The organism is Alteromonas oceanisediminis (assembly GCF_018474025.1).
In the GTDB taxonomy this organism is placed as follows: domain Bacteria; phylum Pseudomonadota; class Gammaproteobacteria; order Enterobacterales; family Alteromonadaceae; genus Alteromonas_E; species Alteromonas_E oceanisediminis.
Genome location: NZ_JAHCTA010000008.1, coordinates 90,504 through 111,383 on the forward strand (window position 1 = coordinate 90,504; position 20,880 = coordinate 111,383).

A 20,880-nucleotide genomic window follows, 5' to 3' on the forward strand; every position below is an offset into this window, starting at 1 on the left:
CATTGTTATTTTACGCCGTGTTCTTGAGCCGCTGCATGCTGAGCCACGCGATGATTTGCACGCCTAAACAGCACTAAACAAATGAGTAACAATGTAATTGGTATTAAAATCAGATAGAACGCATGCTGACCGCCGAACGTGTCGAACAGTTTTCCGGTAATTAATGAACCCGTTGTGCCCCCTAATGCAGAGAAAACAACAATGAGTCCTGTCATCTGCGGCTGCTTCGATACCGTCAATGCGCTCAGAATAATAGAGTTTAGGACGGGATAGATAGGCGCCATCATTAACCCGACTACAGGCATCAAGAATGCGGCTAACGGTGCTTGCATCAAAGTAGTGACTTGCTCGTTGGGTACGTTATTGGTCATAGACAACGAGATAAGCAGTACTGCACCAATACCAATAAGACAAACAACTAAAAACGTAAACCAGTCGACAACTCGCAGTATCACGCCTGCGCTGAGTCTACCCAAGGCAATCATCGCGGCAAACAAACTGGTTAGCTGCACACTAACGTCAGCAGGCAGAAACAGTACCTGACTATTGAAGGTGGGTAACCATGTGCCAATGCCTTGTTCAATCAAAACGTACATGAAGATGGAAATCACAAAAATAAGCTCCAGGGGTTGATAGGTCAACTGCAACATATCGACAAACTCACGCACCACAGGCTTTGGCAGTTGCTGTGGTGGTTTAGCGATGGGGGCAGCAAGCACAATGAGCGTGGTAACTAAAAGCAAACCTGCCAACCAGTAGTATACCGCTAACCAGCCCAGCGACGTGGGTTGGAGTGGATCGATGAAGGCGCTAAATACCCAGTACCCACTCAACACCCCCACCATAAATAGCCCCTCGATAAAGTTCATCAGTGAGGAATGGCTTTTGACGGTCGGCGACAGTTGGCCAATAACGGAATACACCGAAATTTTAACGAAAGCAAAAGCACTGCCAATCGCGGCGAACTGTAACTTAAACGCCCAAAATTCGGCGATACCGGGGGTGATAAAACAAACTACGGTGACCAATAGCAATGCACCCGCAAGCGCAAATCGATAGCCAATTCGCGGCACAAACGAAGCGACCAGAAAAGACACTATGGCGATTGATAAATCCTTGAACCCTTCTAACAACCCCGCATCGGTCTTAGTGATATCAAATGAGTTAATTGATTGTAAAATCACTGTGCCCACACTATTGAGCAGAATAGCAAACACAAAATAGCAGGCTGCAATCGCAAAAATGATGAGGTATCGAGACATAAATGGTGGGCTCAGACGGTTTTTATGCCGAGAGTGTAGGCATAATTAAGAATAATTGCAAACGATTGCATTTGTGATTCGCTATGGTGCAGACTGCTTTTAAATTAGTTTCAGCGATATTCAGTCGGTGGTTGGCGTGTCGACATGCGCGGTATAAGTTTAACGTCCATCATGACCGATTCTGCTGCATCACCGTTTAATTGCGCCAACAATTGGGCAACAATATGTTCAGCCGCGGCCGCAGTGTCTTGTTTGATTGTCGACAACGCGGGGTGCATTAACTCTGCCAGCGCTATGTCGTCAAATCCAATGATGGCAACCTCGTTAGGTATATTGATATAGCGTTCTTTAAGCGCTTTCATTGCACCTAGAGCCACCATGTCACTGCATGCGAAAATGCCATCAAAGGTAAGACCTCGGCTAATAATGTGCGCACTGATGGCTTCGTAGGCGGCGGTGCTGGTGATGTCAATGGACAGTGTCAGTGTTTCATCATACTCCAGCTTCGCCTCAGCGATAGCCTGGCGATAGCCTCGGTAACGTTCAGACATTTCAGCATGTTCGGGATCACCCAGAAAAAGCACCTTCTGGCAGCCACTATTGAGCAAATGATGCGTGGCGGTAAAACCGCCTAACTGGTTGTTACTGCCGACGATGACATACCCAGCGCTTGAGTGTGGATCGCCCCATACCACGAGGGGCACGTGTCGCGCAGCGGTTTGGCGCACCTTGGCGTCGTTCTTTGCCTGCCCTACCACAATGATGCCATCGGCGCGCCGTCCATCAATAAAGTAGCGCGCCCAATCATCTCGGGCCATCGCCGAGTTCGACAAGAGTAATTCGAAGCCAGCCTGATTCAATGCTTTATTGAGATCGCCGACAACCTTGAGCAAGAAAGGGTCAGTAATGCTTTGCTCAGTTTCGTCAATGATGTTGAGGATCACTGCCACCACATTGGTTTTTTGAGTGCGTAATCGGCTGGCTGCCGCATTCAGACTGAAGTTATGTTCCTTTGCTAATGCATTAATTCGTTCACGCGTCTGCTGTTTGATCAGGGGATTATTATTCAGCGCGCGGGATACCGTGGCGGTGGATACGTTCGCGAGCTTGGCCAAATCGGCCAGTGTTAATTTTTTTGATATATTCACAATCTGCACCTTATGTCATTGATTAATATAGCGTGAATCGGATGACTTTTCAGCAACTAACATCAACTTTCCACGGCGCAGAGTTAATCAAATGTAATCGATTGCAAAAATAAATTGCAAACGATTACATTTTTACATAAAGTTTACATCAGGACTCCCAACTAGGTGAACACTCATGACAAAAACTCCTTTAACCAAAAGCGTACTTGCCATTTCTGTCGCAACGGCTTTTAGTCTTTCGTCAACGGTAACGGCGCAGGAAACAAATACGGGCGATGAACCCGCAGACGATTTGTTTGAACAGATTGTTGTCACAGGAACGGCCAGTGGTAAAGCACAGCGCAAAGTAGAATCCAGTTACGCGACAACCTCACTGGGCGAAGAAGACATCAAACGACTCGCCCCGAAAAGCACAGCCGAATTGTTTCGCGCTATTCCTGGCGTCTGGTCTGAAAGTTCAGGCGGCGTATCTGGCGCCAATGTCTTTGTGCGTGGTTTTCCGGGAGGAGGCGACGCGCCCTTTCTAACGTTACAATTACAGGGCGTTCCGGTATTCCCACCCCCAACCATTTCGTTTTTGGAGAATTCCACGCTGTTTCGAATCGATGAAACGATTCAGTTTATGGAGGGGCTTCGTGGTGGTCCTAACTCGGTCGTGTCGAATGGTCAGCCGGGGCTTACCACTAACTTCATCCTGAAAGAAGGTAGCGAAGTGACCGAAGGGTCATTTAAATACACAACCTCAGATTACGATTTGCAACGGGTAGACGGCGTATTAAGTGGTGAAGTCGCTGAAGATCTGTATTTTATGGTGGGCGGCTATATTCAGCAGAGCCCCGGTATCCGCGATGCTGGATTTACATCGGAAAAAGGCCACCAGTTTACCGTCAACCTTACGAAAGAGCTCGACAACGGCAAGATCAACCTTTTTTCTCGCGTGACCGATGACCACGGCACGTGGTATTTGCCGACACCGCTGGTAGAGGGCGTTGACAATACGTATACCCAAATCGGCACGTTAAATCGCCAGGCAACGGTTCAATTTGGTCCAGACGGTGAAAGTCAGGCGTTTGATTTTGGTCGCGGTCGAGGGTGGGATGGTGCGGTGTCAGGAGGCAGCGTAGAGCTTGATCTGGGGCAGGGCTGGTCATTCGTTGATCGGTTTGCCTACACGTCTGGTGAAGCCAATACCTTTGGATTGGTGCCCAATGGCGATCCCGTTGCGCTCTCCAGCGTGGCAGACAATGGCACTAATGCACAGGGTGCTGTGACGGGTAATGTGTATGCAGGCGATACGTTGGTTCAGCAAATTGGTCGTTGGGTCGTGCTCAAAGACATAGAGTCATTTACCAATGATCTTGCGTTGACCAAAACTGGCGATCGCTATGAAGCGACTCTGGGCTACTACCGCGCAAACTTTTCTTCCAACGACTGGTGGGCACTGGGCAACCATTCCTATCATGTGATCGCCAGTGGAGGCGAGAATCTTACGGGTATCGACTGTAATGACAATCAAGACAGTTGTGCGTGGAACTACGATATTAACTCTACCGGCGACGGCACTACATCCGCGTTGTACGCTGCGTTAAAGTATGAGTTAACAGACACCGTGACAGCCGATATTGGTGTGCGCAGTGAAGATCACGAAATCGAATATACCGTCGACGAAGGTCTCGATGGCGTAATCACTAAAGCGGTTCAGTATGATGAATCGGATGTCGCTTTCACCGCAGGTGCAAACTGGCAGTTCGAAAAAGACATGGGCGTTTTTGCTCGATACAGCGAAGGCAGCAAAATGCCTTATTTTGACGACTTACGCGATAACTTTGGTCGTTTTCAGGCGGGCGAAGACTTGATCGTTGATGTGACTCAGTTCGAGTTGGGTTATAAATTAGCGCGAGCCAATTTTAGCCTTTATGCCACGGGTTTTTACAACGAGGTGGAAGGTGATACGTTCCAAACCCAACCCGGAGCCCCAGTTCAGGTGTTGACCAACGAAGCTTACGGGATAGAGTTGGACGGCGCATACTATGCTGACAACGGTTTCTCTGTCACGCTAAACGCTACGTTGCAAGAGACCGAGATCACACAGAGCCCCGACAATCAGGGTAACGAAGCGCAGCGTCAGCCTGGCTGGCAAATTCGCGTGACACCTAGCTATGACTTTGATCTCGGCGATTACTACGGCACCGTGTATGGCACACTGTCGATGGTTGATGATCGATTCTCTGACAATGCAAACTCGGTCGTTCTAGAGGGGTATGAAAAGCTGGATGTGGGTGTGATCATGTACGCTTACGAAGGGTTTAGCTTCGAAGTCGCAGTGCAAAACGTGACTGACGAAGATGCGCTGACTGAGGGCGACCCTCGTAGTGTCAATTCACCCAATGGCCGTTTTATTTTGCCCCGTACCGCAACCTTTAGCGTTGCCTACCAGTTTTAAAGAAAACTGCCTGTGCCGCTGCCACTTATTCCAAGGTAGCGGCGCTTCTTATGCCGTCCATTGCGCTGTGTAAAAATCACAGTCTTGTTTGAACTGTTTGATGCACATCACATCACCAGTAGACTCTGGCTCTGCGCCATTATGTAGTCAATCTACCACACCAAAATTGCTCATAAATTGTTGAAATTCAATAGCTTAATGCCATTGTAAAGTTTACACAGCGAGATTGTCGGCAACGACCGACAGATTAGGCAGACTGTTGCGCGCAAATAGTTTTCAACTCTTTGATTTAATTAGATAAAACGTTAATGGCACAGCATGTGTATTACGATAAGTGACTCATCACAATGAGGGTCCAAACCTTGAATAACCGTGAGGAACTTATTATGAAAAATTCACTGAAACAGCTATCTATTGTTTTTTCAGCCGCAGCGCTTTCTGTGGGTACCACGTTTTCGGCAAACGCCATGGGCGAACTTTTTGACACGCTTGATACCGACAACAACAATTACATATCCATGGAAGAAGCTCGAGTGCACACTACACTCGCCAGCAACTTTGACCAAATTGATACCAATGGCGATGGCAGTGTAAGTTACGCCGAATTCAATGCCGCCGATTTGGATAACTAAGCTAGACCTTCCCCAACGCTAATCTCTCGCCAAGGACGGCACTACATTCCCTCAACAAACCAGTGAAGCGCACTTGTCAGCGTGACACTCATTGCCCATGTGTAAATCGCGAGCAAAGCAATTATCACATACTGGGTGCTCTGCGTTGGTACTTTTGATGACAAACCATCTTGCCCAGCGTCGTTTCCAGTTTGTTGAAGCAATCGCTTCGCAGCATGACGCTGACGCTCATGCACAGCTTCAGCGAATACACGTTTCAATCTCTGCCTTGCCATAGATGGCCACGCACGGCTTAATTCATGAATGGCACGTTTTTGTTCACGATCGTGATACACCATACTGGCGTGCTCGTAAGCTAATTTTTTGGTTAACTCGGCGCTATCAAACTGCGATAACGCCGCCGTAGATACGAAAATTCTGGGGCGTAGCCAACCGGCGGAGAAAACCGTTGGTGTGCTGTGTTCCAAAACCGAATACGGCCATCTGAACTGGGGAGACTTATTTTTATCGCTCGATAATGCGCTCAGCGTGGCAAGTCGCTTTTCGGTACGATATACATAGCCGTTGATAAGCAAAAAAGGCACTGCTGTAGCAGCCAACAGTGTGACTACCATCGCCGTTCCCCAAGCGCTGTGAGCTAATTCAGCGGGTACGTGCGGGCTGCAGGATTCACCGTGACAGTGCGTGATGTGTGAAAACAAATTCACCTGTTCGGGGAACACTAATGACACTGCCGAAATCACCGTAATGATGACCGGCGTTAAACTTAACCCTAACAGCCACAAACATCGCGCAGCAGGCGAGGCGGCAGACAAGCGGGTTTTGGTTGCAACAAAAATGACACTGCTAACGTAGCTGGCTGTGATAAATAAAATCGCGGTGGCGAGCAACGCTAGAAATAACTGCTGCACGTTTAATTGCCCACGGTTTTACGTGCAAGTTTACTCATACCTTCTAATAGCGTTAAGGGCATCGTCCATTTTGGGTGGCGAGTTTCCAAGAATTCAATGAAACCGCCGAGCATGACATTAGGATCATCGTCACTGATTTCCTCACTGATCTCTGCAATAAGGCGGCTGATGACCGTATGTTTTGATTGTACCGTTTGATATGCGTAAGCACGGCCTTGCTTTGTTCGCTTAAGCAACGCTTTGCGGCTTAACCGCTCCAAAGTGCTTTGCACCGTATTCAGCGTGATCGTGTCATCGGCGGCGCCTGCGTGTTGATTCAATTCCTGAAGGATATCGGTGGCGGTATGCAATGCGCTACCTTGAGACCAAAACAGCTCCATTACCTCTATTTCTCGTTTTCCCAAGGTCGGAGCTGGCGATGCTGATGGGGCTTGTGCAAGCCATTGTGCGCTTTTCTTTGCATTATTTGTCATGGAAAAACGAGGCCTTATCGGTGTTAAGTATGTGTATTTAAATAACGATCAACTTGTTTGATCAGATGCACTCACACACAAAGGATAGCTTATGAACACGAAAAAAAGAGGGATATTGACAAAGTCTTGCCATATTAGCGTAGCGAGCGCGGTTTCTACCGCTTTAATGAGCAGCATGGTCTTTGCTCATCCAACCCTTGATCATGTTGCTTCTCAGGCAGAAATTGAGTCGATCAGTGTAAAAGGGCGGCAAACTCATTTAATCGGCGAAGCCATTTCTACTTCCCAAGGGTATGCAGGACAAGCAGACATTGCGGCTCGTCCTATGCTACGCACAGGTGATATTTTAGAGCTTGTGCCAGGCATGGCAGTCACGCAACACAGTGGATCGGGCAAAGCAAACCAGTATTTTCTGCGTGGGTTTAATTTAGACCACGGCACTGACTTTGCAACCTGGATTGATGGCATGCCCGTCAACCTAAGAACGCATGGCCATGGCCAAGGCTACACAGATTTGAACTTCATCATTCCCGAAACGATTGGTTCTCTCGAATATCGCAAAGGCGCTTACTACAGTGATGTCGGCGATTTCAGCGGTTCAGGTAGTGCGTGGTTTAATACAACCAGCGCGGTTTCTGATCCAACGCTGTCACTAACCGTGGGTGAGTTTGGGTATCGTCGCGGTGTTATTACACAGGGCGCAGAGTTGTCTGATGGAACGCTGAATTATGCACTTGAACGTCAAACTTACAGTGGCCCATGGACCGATATCAATGAAGACGTCGATAAAACCAATGCGTTTGTTAAATATTCAACGCCGTTGTTAGGCGGTAAGTTAAGTGTCAGCGTAATGGGCTATGACAACCAATGGAACAGTGCTGACCAAATTCCACTGCGCGCAGTGCAGAGCGGTTTAATCGACGAGTTTGGTTCAATAGATACCACCACGGGTGGAGAAAGCAGTCGATACAGCGTGAATACTATTTGGCGTAGTAACGACATTACACTCGGGGCTTATTGGATAAGTTATGATTTGAACCTGTGGTCTAATTTTACCTATTTTCTGGAAAATCCCACAGCCGGTGACCAGTTTGAGCAAGTGGATGATCGCACGACGTATGGCGGCTTCGCCGAGAAGCGAATGGCAACTCCTCTGGGTAGCATTGATGCAATAACGACCGTAGGTGTGCAACTGCAGGTGGATAATATTGACGAAGTTGGCTTACATGCAACGCAACAACGTCTGCGCCGAGGCGCGATCCGCAGCGACTCAGTAATGGAGCGCAGTGCTGGGTTGTATGTTGAAAATCAGGCGTTTTGGACACCGTCGTTACGCACTGTCATCGGTGCTCGCGTCGACCGCTACGACTTTGACGTGCGCAGTTTAATCGACACCAACGTTAATGGTGTAGATTTGAGTGCCAATCGTGGCGAGGAGAGCGATAGCAATGTGTCGTTAAAAGCGAGTCTGATTTATCAGTTCAGTGACGCGGTTGAAACCTACGCTTCTATTGGTCAGGGCTTTCATTCAAATGATGCACGCGGAACAATACAACAAGTCGATCCTGCGTCTGGCGACGCTGTGCAGCCGGTTGACCCTCTTGTGGATTCACTAGGGTATGAGGTTGGTGTGCGAGCAGAGCTGTCACAGCACATGCACTTATCAGCTGCATTGTGGGCACTGGATGTAGACAGCGAATTGCTGTTTGTTGGAGATGCTGGTAACACCGAGGCCAGTGGCGAGTCTGAGCGCCGTGGTATCGAGTTAACAGCCTACTACGCCATCACTTCACAATGGGCTGTGGACTTGGAATATGCTTATACTGACGCACAGTTTTCCGACTTGCCGTCAGGCGAAAATCACATTCCCGGCGCGATTGAGCAAGTCGTGCAAGCGGGCGTAAACTACGAAAGCGACAGTTGGTTTGGTAGCGTTCGCCTACGCCATTTTGGCGAGCGCCCGCTAGTAGAAGATGGTAGGGAAACGTCGGATCGGACGACGCTGGTTAATGCTAAAGTGGGTTATACGTTCGAACAAGTCACCGTCTCTCTGGAGCTGCTGAACGCATTCGATAGTCAGGATCATGATATTGATTACTTCTACGAAAGCCGGCTCCCGGGTGAGGCTATTGGCGTCGAAGACCAGCACTACCACATATTGGAGCCGCGCAGTCTAAGAGCCTCTGTGAGTTATCGATTCTAAGTACGCGCGTAACCAATGAGCCGCGCCGTATTAATCGTTATCAACGCGCTCTAGCGTTGGCGATTAATGCGGCGTTTCTAATCTATTTAATCAATTAAACAGATTGGTTATCTTCATTTTCGTTTCGCCAGTTCTTTACCTATCCTCATGTAAAATCCTAGACGTAACCTCCAAGAAGCGTCTCAACAGTAAGGAAATATGATGTCAGAACAGAAATCAAGCGGTTGTCCTTTTATGCACGGTGCGAATACGACAGCTGGCAACCGTGGCACGCGGAACATCGATTGGTGGCCGAATCAACTCAATATCGGCATTTTACACCAGCACCCTGTATCCGCTGATCCAATGGGTGAAGCGTTTGACTATGCTGAAGCGTTCAAAGGGCTTGACCTAGACGCTGTCAAGCAAGATATCGCTGACATGTTAACGGATTCACAGCCATGGTGGCCTGCCGATTATGGGCACTATGGACCATTTATGATCCGCATGGCGTGGCACGCAGCAGGAACCTACCGCGAAGCAGACGGCCGAGGTGGAGCTAATACCGGCAATCAGCGTTTTGCACCGCTTAACAGTTGGCCTGACAACGGCAACCTGGACAAGGCCCGTCGTCTTTTATGGCCCATTAAGCGCAAATACGGTGCCGCATTGTCGTGGGCCGATCTTTTCGTGCTGACGGGAAACGTCGCACTCGATTCAATGGGTTTAAAAACCTTTGGCTTTGGCGGTGGCAGAGCCGATATCTATGCACCTGAAGAAGATGTTTACTGGGGGGCAGAAGATAAATGGCTTGGCAACAAGCGCTATTCCGGTGATCGCGAGTTAGAGCAGCCGTTGGCGGCGGTACAAATGGGGTTGATATACGTTAATCCCGAAGGCCCCGATGGGGAGCCTGATCCTTTGGGGTCCGCGCGAGACATCCGTGAAACGTTTAAGCGAATGGGCATGAATGATTATGAAACGGTCGCGCTAACGGCGGGTGGTCATACCTTCGGTAAGGCGCATGGCGCAGCCCCTGAGCACCATGTTGGGCCAGCACCGGAAGCTGCGCCGATTGAACAAGCAGGGTTGGGCTGGCAAAGCAGCCATAGAAGCGGCAAGGGGCGCGATACCATTACCAGCGGTATTGAAGGTGCTTGGACACCCACACCTACCCAGTGGGACATGAGTTACTTTGATGTGTTATTGGGTTATGAATGGGAATTGGTCACCGGGCCGGGAGGCGCCAAACAGTGGCAGGCCGTTGATTTGGCGGACGAAGATCACGCCCCCGACGCTGAGGATAGCAATACGAAGGTCGACATCATGATGACTACGGCCGACATGGCGATGAAAATGGATCCGGAATACCGCAAAATTTCTGAACATTTTCATGCGCATCCGGAAGAGTTTGCTGATGCATTCTCACGGGCATGGTTTAAGTTGATGCATCGTGACATGGGGCCGAAATCGCGCTATCTGGGAAGCGACGTACCTGATGAAGATTTGATTTGGCAAGATCCGCTGCCCAGTGCTGATAACACGCTAAGTAACAGTGATATTGAGAAACTGGCAGTAGCCATTGGTGCTTCTCGCCTGAGCGATCGAGAACTTGTCTATACCGCGTGGTCATCTGCTGCGACATTCCGTGGCTCTGATTATCGTGGTGGGGCTAATGGCGCACGAATTCGGTTAGCACCTCAAAAAGACTGGCCTGTCAATCAACCGGAGCAATTGTCCAAAGTGTTGGCTGTGTTCGAGGATATTCAAAAGGGCATCGCGCAGGAAGGTATTCAGGTATCGATGGCTGATCTGATTGTTCTGGGCGGTAACATCGGTGTGCAGCGCGCTGCTGAAAAAGCCGGTGTGGTCCTTGAAGTCCCATTCACTCCTGGACGTGTCGATGCATCAGAAGAGCATACCGATCCAGAATCGTTCGCTTTACTCGAACCGAAAGTCGATGGCTTTAGAAATTATGCGGCAAAAGAGTACACCATGCCGGCAGAGGAGTTTTTGTTAGATAAAGCGCAATTGCTTGGGCTCAGCGCGCCAGAAATGACGGTTTTAGTGGCAGGCATGCGGGTGTTGGACGCTAACTATGAGGGCTCACCCATAGGCGTTCTCACTGATCAGGTGGGAACGTTAACGCCTGACTTTTGCATCCATATTACCGACGTCGACACCGTATGGTCGCTGGACTCAGAGCAAGAAGGGCATTTCGTAGGTAGTCAACGTGGTGACAGTCAACCCAAATGGCAGGCAAGCCGAGTTGACTTGGTATTTGCATCCAACAGCCAGTTGCGCGCTATTGCCGAAGTGTACGCCGCTGATGATGCCCACGAGAAGTTTGTCAAAGACTTCGTTAGTGCATGGGTTAAGGTGATGAATGCTGACCGATTCTAATCAATACGGTATGTAATCAACTATTGAGCGCCGACTGAGCATGCGGCCTTGCAATGCTCAGTCGGTGCTGTGTTCTTCAAACCGCCAGCACTTGTATTGATGACGTCGAGAATGACCTGTTTTCGTGACGATTAAAATTTGTTGTTTTAATTAACCCTTTATATTTCGCGGGATGGGACTATACTAAGAGTACGGAATACAAAAAGAGTGCTATACAAAAACGCGTGTTAAACGCACGTTGTTAACCAGTCACACTGAGTACCCCGCACATTCGTGGTACGTCATATTGTCGACGCATTACCACTGGTGTAGCGTCACAGGCAATTACTTTCCTGATTTCCGTTGCTCAGTGCTTAATGTCCGCTATTCGGGAGGCTTATGAAATTATCGAAGTTATTTAAAAAGCGCTACCCTTATTCGCCCGTTGCCTATTTAGGCCGTAAAAATGTCGAGCGCATATTTGGTGCGCGGATCATGAAATTAAAGAAACTGGAAAAGATCCAACAACAGGAAGCGCGTTGCGACAGCGAAGGCTGTGATGCATCGGCGTCTACTCACCGCTAAAGGATACGTTGTGTTTTTCCGGCTGCTAATTCTTTCGTGTTTAATCAATGCTGCGGCGTGTAGCGCCGGAACGAGTTCCTTTGATGACAGCTTTGAAAAGGGTAATTATGACTTGAGTCTGGCGCTGACTAGCGCTGACTCCACAGCGGAAAGCGACGCGTCTGACGTAGACGGGTACGTTGATTATTCTGCGACTCAAGCTAGTCACAACATTAATAATGTTGCGCTAAGAGCGCCAGAGGGTTTCTGGCATCGTTTTTCTAACGGCAACGAGCGCATTCGCGCACCACCTATCTCCAAACTGTAGTTATCACTCATTAACGCGCGAATGTTCGCCTTTGCGTCAAACTACATTGTTGGAGATTTTCTATGAATGCTTTATCACTTTATGCCGTTCAGAATAGTGACCATCTCGCATGGCCTGAAAATAATACTTCCTTATCAGTACACATGCCTGCAGTAGCAGCGTTTACTGATTTCCGTCAACATAGGCCGGTTGTGATCAGTTCCAGCCAAAAAGCCTCAGACGTAGAGCGCTTGATGCGCCAGGCTCACGTCAAGTTACAACTGGTGTTAGACAAGCATGACAATTTTGTCGGTCTGGTCAGTTACAACGATATTACGGAAGACAAAATAATGATGCGTGTTGCGCAAGGGCAATCGCGAGATGATTTGCTCGTGTCTGACTTCATGCAGCACCGTGCCAGTTTGTGCAGTTTCGATTACGGGGAATTGCTCAACGCCACCATTAGCGACGTTCTGGAAACGCAGCAAAACAACCATCAGCAGCATTGTTTGGTAACAGACAGAACGCAGCATGAAATTAGAGGATTAATTTCAGCACGCGATGTGGCAAGGCTTCTTAAGCGTTCGGTGGATATCTACAAACACATTTCGTTTGAAGGATTATTTAACGAGATGGCGGCTTAACATCTGTTCCAGCTCGCGTTTTTTGACGGGTTTATTCAGATAATCGGTCATGCCAGCGTGTTCAGCCAATTCTCTATCTTCTGGCAACACGTTGGCGCTCAGCCCAACAATGGGCGTGCTCGTATCGAATTGACGGATCTGCCGTGTTGCTTCTAACCCATCCATTACCGGCATTTGAATGTCCATCAGGATCAGATCAAATTGGTGTTTTTTGTGCGCATCAATGGCAAGTTGCCCATTTTCGACCAGTAATGATGAATAACCCAGTTGTATCAGCATTTCCTGGATCACGACCGCATTAATGTCATTGTCTTCGGCCACCAACAAATTGATTGCCTGCGATGTCGAGTGCGCCGCATTTTCCCGGTCTTCATTTTCAACACGAGGCTGCAGGGTTCGCTCGCTTCCAAACGCCGTGTCGAGTAACGCCCGCTCATCAACCAGCGCACAGGGTAGCGGGTATTCAGGAAAGACTGCATCGACTGGCGTTGTCTCTGGCACTGTATTTGAAGTGAAAACATGCTGATTGATCACCTCAACCACATACGCTACTCGGCGAGGCAATGGCTGCGCGGGTAAGGAGAACGCTTTCGCATGGCCTGACCGCTGCTCTGCGTCAGCAACTGCTTGCTCTACTGATTTTGCTTGGCACGGCAGCCTCAACGTAAATTCAGTACCCTCTCCGGCCTCTGAGCGCACAGAGATTTTTCCTTGCATCAGCTCCAGCAACCGTTTGCTGATAGACAGCCCTAAACCGGTTCCACCGGCTTTGCGAGAAGCACTGTTATCGAGCTGTTCAAAGGGCATAAATAAGCGAGGCAACTCATGCTCAGCGATGCCAACACCCGAGTCATTGATGATAAACATCAATTCACCGCTGTGCGCATCATGCCACGTAAAATTCACGGTTAGATGTACGTCGCCTTCATGAGTAAATTTTACGGCATTGTTGAGTACGTTAAGCAGTACTTGCTGAGTCCGTTCGGCATCTACGTGCACACTGAAAGGGCAGGCACTGCTGATAGTCAGTTTAAACTGAATGGATTTCTTATTGGCTAATACTGTGATCAATGAAACGCAATTTTCCAACAGCTCAAACAGCGTTGTCTCTTTGACACGTAAGCGCATCCCTTTTTCACTGAGCTTTGAAAAATCTAAAATGTCATTGACGACGGAGAGCAATATATTTGAGGCGCTGATTAATTTGGTCAGGTAACTTCGTTGCCGTTCAGGATCGTGCGTGGTTTCCATCAATTGGGCTAAACCAAGAATGCCATTGATGGGCGTGCGCAGTTCATGACTCATATTGGCTAAAAATTGTGTTTTCTGCGCAGCCAAAGCTTCTGCTGCCTGACGGGCTTGCTCCGCTGCGGCCAGACTATCAACTTCTATTTCGCGCATGCGATTGAACTCGATAGCGATGTCAGAGAATTCGTCATTACTGTGAATATTGACTAATTGGAACTGACCGCCGGTCTGTTTACGTAGCGCTGATTCAAATGTATTCAGCGGTTTACGCACAAAATAGTGAATAAGTCCGAATAGGGCGGTGATCAGCACGGCTAGAAAAACGCTGCAGATGACTATCACGGTATTGCGATAGTCGGTAAATTGCGCATCTAATTCGTAAGTGTCGATATAGATCAAAAGCACAAACTGATTACTGTCAATCCCGTTTTGCGCGATGGCAACCAGCGGATAAGCCAATGCATAGTGTTGTTCCACAATTGGCGTGAAATACCAACTGCCGCCGTATTTTACTTTCGCATAGGCGGAGCGCATTAACGCAGGCAGATCAGGAAGTTGATGATTAGCATGACGATAACGGCTTGTCGCTAAAATAGTATCATTCTGAGGGGAAACGATAGTCGTTTGGAGCACGTGATCACTCAGCGCAATCATGGTCGCAACACGCTTTAGCGTTTCTTCATCAATCGATGCATCAAATTGCATGGCGGCTTGCGAGGCAATACCGACTAAGTTCGTTTTTGTTGTGTCAATTTGCTGCTGGCGAAACTCACTCAACAGCCACGTTGCCGCGACCGCTGTCAGCACAATAAACAAAAGGCTGACAGGGACAAAAAGTTTGTAAACAATCGGCAAGCGGATCATTTAGCGTGGCTCAAAGGCATTGGCGAATCGGTGGCAACCTTCACCTTTTGCGACACCGCAGGCGATGACCAAATCTTCGCCTAAGTTCTGCGGCTCAGCCAGCAATCTGGCGCGTTCATTGGCGTCAATCAGCTTAATGCCAGCCATTGTCTCTGCCACAGAGTCGACCGATACTGACGCAATGTCGGCGACAAATTGATTAAACATTTGCGGATCTGCGAGTATTTTATCCACCGCAGCATCCCACATAGCGACAAATTGCGCTTGCACTTCAGGCGCAATATGCGGTTTAGCCCACACGACATCAAAAATGCGCTGCGGGTGTTCTGCCGATGTGTAAATCGTATGAAGGTCCGGGTTGCTCAACAAGTAGGTAGATACCGGAGGGTAAGTCACGCATGCATCAATCATGTCTTTTTCAAAGGCTTCACCACACTCGGTTTCGGGAATGCGGATCTGAGTAATGTATTCTTGTGGTTCGGCCGTGTTGAACACAATTGAGAGTATATACTCCGCGATCCCCTGACTCGGTGCTGCAATTCGAGTGCCTTTGAGTTGCGAAACCTGTTGAATCGACTTTTTCGCGACAATGACATCACCGCCATTGGAGTAGTCAGTGATAAGAAATGGGAACAGCTCCAACCCACTTAAGGTCGATGCATTGGTGAACTCCAGCATGGAGGTCGCCGTGAAATCGACCTGCTCGCGCAGGTAGCTTCGCCGCAAATTAGCAATGGTGGTAGGTTCAAGCACCTTAACACGTAAGCCAAAAGCTTCATCGAGTTGATGCTCGATGGCGTAATAAAGTGGATAAAATCCGTACCAGCTTCCAATCACTACAGTGACAGGTTTAAGGTCTGCGGCGGTTTTGCAACTGCTAATAACAAGGCAAAGAGCAAACACAAGGTAACGCATGGGCATCACTGCTGATGAATACTAACCCTCAGGTTAACACATTACGCCGGAGGATAAACAATATCCATGTGTGCAGCGTGCGCCACTGCAAACGCATGTTCTTGAAACACTTTTAAGCCTGTTTCTGCAAAACTGACAGTGATAGGGTTGCGTTTTAAAGAGGCTTTCAATGTTTGCGCATTTATGGTTTCCACATCAATATCATTGATCAATTGGATGGCCGCTTCCATCTTAAACCCCAACGCGCCGCCAGAAAATTTTCCGGTGAGTGGGCGCTCTTTAATCACCACTTTTTCGACTTTGTAGTCTTTCATCAATTGTCGAAATTGTGACTGGAAATAGCTCAAATCGGTGCGTCGGTTGCGTTTACTGAATTCAACCTTGCGAGCTCGACACTCGGGCATAAAAAATACCCCTTCACGATACTCCAACAGGCAAATCACTGCTTCCGTTCCTTTGATATCAACGCCACAAATCAACATAGTCTTCTCCGCTGGATTACAGTTGGCGCAACACCGCGCTAATGTAGCGCGCATAGTACCGTATTCGGCTGGTTTACATAAGTCTTAGTCGTGTCGGAACAGTTTAAATTGAGCCTGAGAGAGGTTAGTGGTAGCGTTTACGCTGACTTTCGTTAAAGGTGCGAACATGGAAATTCATCTCACTGATTCAGCTGTCGAACTCATACAGTTATCGCTGGCTCCGGTATTCTTATTGGTGGGTATTGGGCAGATTATCAATGTCGTCACGGGTAGATTGGCACGTATCATCGATCGGGCACGGTGGATTGAGGAGCATCAGAAACAGACTTCACCCGCACAGAGGAGCCAGCAAGGGCTTGAAATGACATCGCTGCGTCGGCGTATGCGTTTTGCTAACTGGTCGATTAACTTTCTCACGGGGGCGGCCGTGGCCGTGTGTGTTGACGTTATTCTGCTGTTGTTAAACGGACTTATCGACACCAGTTTAGACGTGACCATACTGGTTACATTCATTTTTGGGCTGGTGCTGATCACTGGCGGATTAATCGCCTTTTTCCTTGAGGTGAGCCTGGCAACAGCGACGTTGAAAGTGTCGTCAAGTGGGTTATCTGATTAAAAACGATTTCGCTGATCCTACAGTGCCTTCTTGGTCGGCATGATCACATTGGCAAAAATAAGCCCAGCGACTAACGACATAAAGATCACAAACGTCTCCTGCCCAATATGCTCTGTCTGCATAAAGTCTTGCCCTGAGACAAACGAATTTAAGCCAATGTAGGTTTTTGAGCCCGGTACCAGAACAATTAACCCCTGCATGAGCACGATGCTGGCAGGGGCATTTGCCACGCGTGTAAATAGGTTGGCGTACACACCCACCGCAAACGCGCCGACGAAGGTGCCTAAACCAAACTCAAGGTATTTCGCGGCCCAGTAGGTGCCAAAATAACCGACGAAGCCGCAAATAACGGCCCACGGTGCGTGTTTAATACGAATTTTGAAGATAACATTTAGTGCAGAACACAAGATCAGTACGGCAACCCATGCGGCCCATTTCGGCAGCGGCTCGGTGGGAACAAGGGTTACTTCGCTAAACAATGCGAAGCCCAAAGCGATTCCCAGAAAGGCACCAAAGTATAATTTAAACAGTTGCATTAGCGCATCCATCACGCGGGCGGTGCCGGACACAAGGTGTCTTGAAGATAACTCTGCCAGCCCGATGGTCAATGCCAACCCAGGAATGAAGATGATGATCGACGACAAGACAACTAAGCGAATATTAATTGCTGGGTCAATGAAGCTGCTAATGGCACAGGCGCAAACGCCTGAAACGAGCGCGACAGCAGGCTCTAACATGTGATTGACGCGCTTGCTGCGAGTTGCCCAAACAGCGAACAAATACATAATGAGGCCAATGGCACCGGCAGCAAACGCATCATGCAAGCTGGCACCCATGACAATCGCAAAAGCCCCCGTGGAAAGGCCAAACGCAAAGAAGCTGACCAGTGGGTGATAAAAATCCCCCAGATTATCAATTTCCGTCAGTTGGCGGTCGGCTTCCTCTAATGTCAGCTTGTTTTCCAATAACTGATTCACCAACTCATCCGTGCGCGACAATGAACCCAAATCCATATCACCGGGCTGAACGCGGGCGGCATGATTATATTCATCTTCATGCTTGTCGCTCCAGATCACGAATGTGAGTGACGTTGGGGTGGAGATAAAGCCTGCTCTCACATTCAGATGGGCGGCAACCTCATTGAGATGTGCCTCAAGTCGAAACGCCGGCGTACCGTACTTGTGCAGCATTTTTCCTAATTTGACGATGAATTTGCGTATTTGTGTAAATTCGTGTTTATCCACTTTTTATCCAGTCTGTACAGCAGGGGCAGGAGTGGTTTTCTTGTCGAAGAATACCAATGCGGCCGGCAGAAAAATAAGGTCAACCAGAAGCGCTACAACGATAATAATTGCCGTTAGCAAGCCCATATCAGCGTTCAAGGCGAATGTTGATAAGGTCAGTGTCGAGAAGCCTAGCGCAAGTACAACGGTGGTGATCACCAGTGCTCTACCCACACTTGAAAACGCATAGCGTACACTGTCTTGTGCGTTGTCGCCTCGACGTCGGGCGTAGTTATACTTGCTCAGAAAATGCACCGTATCATCCACAATAATACCCAATGTCATGCTGAGCACGACCGCCAGGGCAAGGTTAATCTCAGCTGAAATCAAGGCCCAAATTCCAAAGCCAATGCCGGCGGGCAACATGTTGGGGATTAAGCTGATAAAGCCCATTCTTACTGACCTTAAAGCGATCATCAGCAGACCGGAAATAAGCAGTAAGGCAAATAAGGTTCCTTGAATGATACCGCGCATATTCGCCTCGCCGATATGAGCAAACATCAATGGTGGGCTGGCCGCTGTAATGCGTAGCTCAGGCGCAATTTGATTAAACCAGTCATAGGCGCGCTGTTCAAATGCGGTAAATTCTGCGCTGCCTAAATTTTGTAACGTGGCCACAACGCGCGTTGCTGATTTATCAATGTCGAGCTGATTGTTTAAGTCTAAACCGTAGGGCAACGACATCTCAAAGAGTAAAAGATATTGCGCTGATAGTTCTTTATCGGCCGGCAGAGCGTAGCGGTTGGGATCATCGCCATACATATTTTTATTCAGACGTTTCATGGTGTCTGACAACGTAGCGACATGATCGACTTCGGGCTGCTGACGCAGCCAGTCGCTAAAAGCGTCGATAGCGCGCATGACTTTAGGATCATTGATGCCACTGGCTTCTCCGGTATAGATAGCAAAATCAATGTTCGACATACCGCTGACGTTGTCCGTCTGGAAATCGGCACCTTGGCGAAACTCACTGGATTTATCAAAGTATTCGATCGCAATGTCATTCACCTGATTAGTAAATGCCAAGGTGATTGCCGCCACAAAGAGAACAATGCTGTAGGGCAGAATCTTGCGATGATGCGTGATGATGCTGTCGGCAAACTTAAGTGACCAGCGTTTGTCGCTGGTTTGATTTTGCGGTGCTTTGATTTTGACAACGCTCAGTAGCGCCGGTAAGAACGTTAGCGAAAGCCAGCAAGCCAGCATCATGCCAATCGCTGTCAGATTACCGAGATCCTGCAAGATGGGCACGGGTGAGAAATTGAGGGTTAAAAATCCAATGGCTGTTGTTACCGAAGTGATGATCACCGGCATCACATTTATATCTAGACTATAGCGCAACGCGTCTGCTTTGGATTTTCCCTCTCTCAAACCAAACATCATCGACGATATCACGTGAATGCAATCAGCAACGGCCAGTGTCATTACCATGGTAGGCACATTAACCGTCGAAATACTTAAGAAAAAGCCACTCCACCCCGCAAATCCCATCGTCGCTGCAATGGACAGCACAACCACCAAAAGTGTTGCCAGAGTACATAATATTGAGCGTAATAATAACCACATGACGACAATGATGGTCACAAACATCAGAGGGATCAGTGTTTGTGCATCATGATTTGCTGCCTGTTGAAACGCATTGTTTAACATCACCATACCCGTGAAGTAAAACGTATGATCCGGGTATTGCGTTTCAAATTCAGCCGTCATGTCGCGCACAAACTGACTGATTTGGTCAACTTCTTTAGTCTGATCACCGTCGGGCAATTGTACCGTGATATTCACAACGGCCACGTGGCCCAAGTCGGATACGAGTCGGTCACGCAGATTGGGCTCCGCCAACGCAACCGCTTTAATTTTGGCAATACGTTCTGGTGTAAGCTCAGAGGGCGAATCTATCAGGCTTTCTACCATCAAGTCATCAAACTCAGAGTAGGTATGTTGAAAGTTGCTAATAGAATCAACGCGCGTAGACAGCGGCGTTTGCCAAGAGGCCTCCGTTAAATCGTGAATGAGGGTGAGCGTCTCTTGGGTAAATACATTGCCACTTTTCGGCGCAATCACAATGCTGGCATTTTCATTTTTGTTGAAGATATTCTGCATTTCTTCAAACGCCATGCGTTGCGCATTATCGGGTTGGAAAAAAACTTTGTAATCACCACGGAAGTATAGATTTTGCACGCCAGCAGCAAGTGCCACGAGCAATACAACGTTTAAAACAAGCACCCACCATGGGTGACGTAAAATAAACTCAATCCAGCGCTGTTTCATTGCTTTACCCTCTAATCGCTAGCGGCGAATGACGTCATTACACACGGCATTGTACGGTGGTTCAATCACTGATTTACAAAACCGTTAATTTAGTGCCTTTTAAACGCAATAGTGTGAACAAAATTTGTATCGCAGAGCTCAACCGGCCCTAGCACAAACGCCCGAAAGAGCAGCCTTGTCTCTTTATTTGGTTAAAATTTGATCTTTGCGCTGTTCGCTGCAATGCTTGTTGTATCGATAGTGAGCGTGGCTC

The 20,880-nt window shown here is 48.3% G+C and carries 17 protein-coding genes; 8 read left to right on the plus strand and 9 right to left on the minus strand.

The features are described from left to right. Positions 1 to 5 precede the first annotated feature (5 nt). Positions 6 to 1,262 (minus strand): MFS transporter, encoded by a 1,257-nt coding sequence (locus KIU71_RS14285; RefSeq protein WP_214131973.1) that lies wholly within the window; start codon positions 1,260 to 1,262, stop codon positions 6 to 8. Positions 1,263 to 1,372: 110 nt separating this feature from the next. After that, positions 1,373 to 2,410 (minus strand): LacI family DNA-binding transcriptional regulator, encoded by a 1,038-nt coding sequence (locus KIU71_RS14290; protein ID WP_214131974.1) that lies wholly within the window; start codon positions 2,408 to 2,410, stop codon positions 1,373 to 1,375. Positions 2,411 to 2,585: 175 nt separating this feature from the next. Here KIU71_RS14290 and KIU71_RS14295 point away from each other — a divergent pair, with 175 nt between their 5' ends. Beyond that, positions 2,586 to 4,853, plus strand: a complete 2,268-nt coding sequence (locus tag KIU71_RS14295) for a TonB-dependent receptor (protein WP_214131975.1) — start codon at positions 2,586 to 2,588, stop codon at positions 4,851 to 4,853. A gap of 386 nt (positions 4,854 to 5,239) precedes the next feature. After that, a complete protein-coding gene (locus KIU71_RS14300; RefSeq protein ID WP_214131976.1) occupies positions 5,240 to 5,485 on the plus strand; it encodes an EF-hand domain-containing protein in 246 nt (81 codons plus the stop codon). Positions 5,486 to 5,526: 41 nt separating this feature from the next. Here KIU71_RS14300 and KIU71_RS14305 read toward each other — a convergent pair whose 3' ends face one another. Then, the gene (locus KIU71_RS14305) at positions 5,527 to 6,396 is read right to left on the minus strand and encodes a hypothetical protein (RefSeq protein ID WP_214131977.1); all 870 of its coding nucleotides are present in this window, start codon (positions 6,394 to 6,396) and stop codon (positions 5,527 to 5,529) included. Between the two features lie 2 nt (positions 6,397 to 6,398). Then, positions 6,399 to 6,869 carry a BlaI/MecI/CopY family transcriptional regulator gene (locus tag KIU71_RS14310; protein WP_214131978.1) on the minus strand — a complete coding sequence of 157 codons (471 nt, stop codon included), beginning with the start codon at positions 6,867 to 6,869 and terminating at the stop codon, positions 6,399 to 6,401. A 91-nt stretch (positions 6,870 to 6,960) separates the two neighbouring features. On the opposite strand from KIU71_RS14310, the gene KIU71_RS14315 reads away from it, so the two are divergent. The 5 genes from KIU71_RS14315 to KIU71_RS14335 all read left to right on the plus strand — a co-directional run bounded on the left by KIU71_RS14315 (position 6,961) and on the right by KIU71_RS14335 (position 12,948). Next, positions 6,961 to 9,072, plus strand: coding sequence for a TonB-dependent receptor (locus KIU71_RS14315; protein WP_250207523.1), 2,112 nt, complete (start codon positions 6,961 to 6,963; stop codon positions 9,070 to 9,072). A 201-nt stretch (positions 9,073 to 9,273) separates the two neighbouring features. Further along, positions 9,274 to 11,454 (plus strand): catalase/peroxidase HPI, encoded by a 2,181-nt coding sequence (gene katG / locus KIU71_RS14320; protein ID WP_390881898.1) that lies wholly within the window; start codon positions 9,274 to 9,276, stop codon positions 11,452 to 11,454. Between the two features lie 378 nt (positions 11,455 to 11,832). Continuing rightward, entirely contained in the window at positions 11,833 to 12,018 is a 186-nt protein-coding gene (locus KIU71_RS14325) for a hypothetical protein (protein ID WP_214131980.1), read from the plus strand. A 10-nt stretch (positions 12,019 to 12,028) separates the two neighbouring features. Then, positions 12,029 to 12,325, plus strand: a complete 297-nt coding sequence (locus KIU71_RS14330; protein ID WP_214131981.1) for a hypothetical protein — start codon at positions 12,029 to 12,031, stop codon at positions 12,323 to 12,325. A 62-nt stretch (positions 12,326 to 12,387) separates the two neighbouring features. Next, the gene (locus tag KIU71_RS14335; RefSeq protein WP_214131982.1) at positions 12,388 to 12,948 is read left to right on the plus strand and encodes a CBS domain-containing protein; all 561 of its coding nucleotides are present in this window, start codon (positions 12,388 to 12,390) and stop codon (positions 12,946 to 12,948) included. On the opposite strand, the gene KIU71_RS14340 is transcribed toward KIU71_RS14335, so the two are convergent. From KIU71_RS14340 to KIU71_RS14350, 3 genes are read right to left on the minus strand one after another with little or no spacing between them, the layout of a single operon-like run. Then, positions 12,925 to 15,060, minus strand: coding sequence for an ATP-binding protein (locus KIU71_RS14340; protein WP_214131983.1), 2,136 nt, complete (start codon positions 15,058 to 15,060; stop codon positions 12,925 to 12,927). The genes KIU71_RS14335 and KIU71_RS14340 overlap by 24 nt on opposite strands. Beyond that, positions 15,061 to 15,975 carry an ABC transporter substrate-binding protein gene (locus tag KIU71_RS14345; RefSeq protein WP_214131984.1) on the minus strand — a complete coding sequence of 305 codons (915 nt, stop codon included), beginning with the start codon at positions 15,973 to 15,975 and terminating at the stop codon, positions 15,061 to 15,063. Positions 15,976 to 16,016: 41 nt separating this feature from the next. Further along, the gene (locus KIU71_RS14350; protein WP_214131985.1) at positions 16,017 to 16,457 is read right to left on the minus strand and encodes a DUF3010 family protein; all 441 of its coding nucleotides are present in this window, start codon (positions 16,455 to 16,457) and stop codon (positions 16,017 to 16,019) included. A gap of 166 nt (positions 16,458 to 16,623) precedes the next feature. Here KIU71_RS14350 and KIU71_RS14355 point away from each other — a divergent pair, with 166 nt between their 5' ends. Beyond that, the gene (locus KIU71_RS14355; RefSeq protein ID WP_214131986.1) at positions 16,624 to 17,073 is read left to right on the plus strand and encodes a DUF2721 domain-containing protein; all 450 of its coding nucleotides are present in this window, start codon (positions 16,624 to 16,626) and stop codon (positions 17,071 to 17,073) included. A 17-nt stretch (positions 17,074 to 17,090) separates the two neighbouring features. On the opposite strand, the gene KIU71_RS14360 is transcribed toward KIU71_RS14355, so the two are convergent. Both KIU71_RS14360 and KIU71_RS14365 read right to left on the minus strand, forming a co-directional pair. Beyond that, positions 17,091 to 18,317, minus strand: a complete 1,227-nt coding sequence (locus KIU71_RS14360; protein WP_214131987.1) for a threonine/serine exporter family protein — start codon at positions 18,315 to 18,317, stop codon at positions 17,091 to 17,093. A 3-nt stretch (positions 18,318 to 18,320) separates the two neighbouring features. Further along, the gene (locus tag KIU71_RS14365) at positions 18,321 to 20,627 is read right to left on the minus strand and encodes an efflux RND transporter permease subunit (protein WP_214131988.1); all 2,307 of its coding nucleotides are present in this window, start codon (positions 20,625 to 20,627) and stop codon (positions 18,321 to 18,323) included. Positions 20,628 to 20,880: the final 253 nt, after the last annotated feature.

Coding starts and splice junctions, on each gene's coding strand:
- KIU71_RS14285 (WP_214131973.1), bottom strand. CDS start 1,262: ATGTCTCGATACCTCATCATTTTTGCGATTGCAGCCTGCTATTTTGTG.
- KIU71_RS14295 (WP_214131975.1), top strand. CDS start 2,586: ATGACAAAAACTCCTTTAACCAAAAGCGTACTTGCCATTTCTGTCGCA.
- KIU71_RS14300 (WP_214131976.1), top strand. CDS start 5,240: ATGAAAAATTCACTGAAACAGCTATCTATTGTTTTTTCAGCCGCAGCG.
- KIU71_RS14310 (WP_214131978.1), bottom strand. CDS start 6,869: ATGACAAATAATGCAAAGAAAAGCGCACAATGGCTTGCACAAGCCCCA.
- KIU71_RS14315 (WP_250207523.1), top strand. CDS start 6,961: ATGAACACGAAAAAAAGAGGGATATTGACAAAGTCTTGCCATATTAGC.
- katG (WP_390881898.1), top strand. CDS start 9,274: ATGTCAGAACAGAAATCAAGCGGTTGTCCTTTTATGCACGGTGCGAAT.
- KIU71_RS14325 (WP_214131980.1), top strand. CDS start 11,833: ATGAAATTATCGAAGTTATTTAAAAAGCGCTACCCTTATTCGCCCGTT.
- KIU71_RS14335 (WP_214131982.1), top strand. CDS start 12,388: ATGAATGCTTTATCACTTTATGCCGTTCAGAATAGTGACCATCTCGCA.
- KIU71_RS14340 (WP_214131983.1), bottom strand. CDS start 15,060: ATGATCCGCTTGCCGATTGTTTACAAACTTTTTGTCCCTGTCAGCCTT.
- KIU71_RS14345 (WP_214131984.1), bottom strand. CDS start 15,975: ATGCGTTACCTTGTGTTTGCTCTTTGCCTTGTTATTAGCAGTTGCAAA.
- KIU71_RS14350 (WP_214131985.1), bottom strand. CDS start 16,457: ATGTTGATTTGTGGCGTTGATATCAAAGGAACGGAAGCAGTGATTTGC.
- KIU71_RS14355 (WP_214131986.1), top strand. CDS start 16,624: ATGGAAATTCATCTCACTGATTCAGCTGTCGAACTCATACAGTTATCG.
- KIU71_RS14365 (WP_214131988.1), bottom strand. CDS start 20,627: ATGAAACAGCGCTGGATTGAGTTTATTTTACGTCACCCATGGTGGGTG.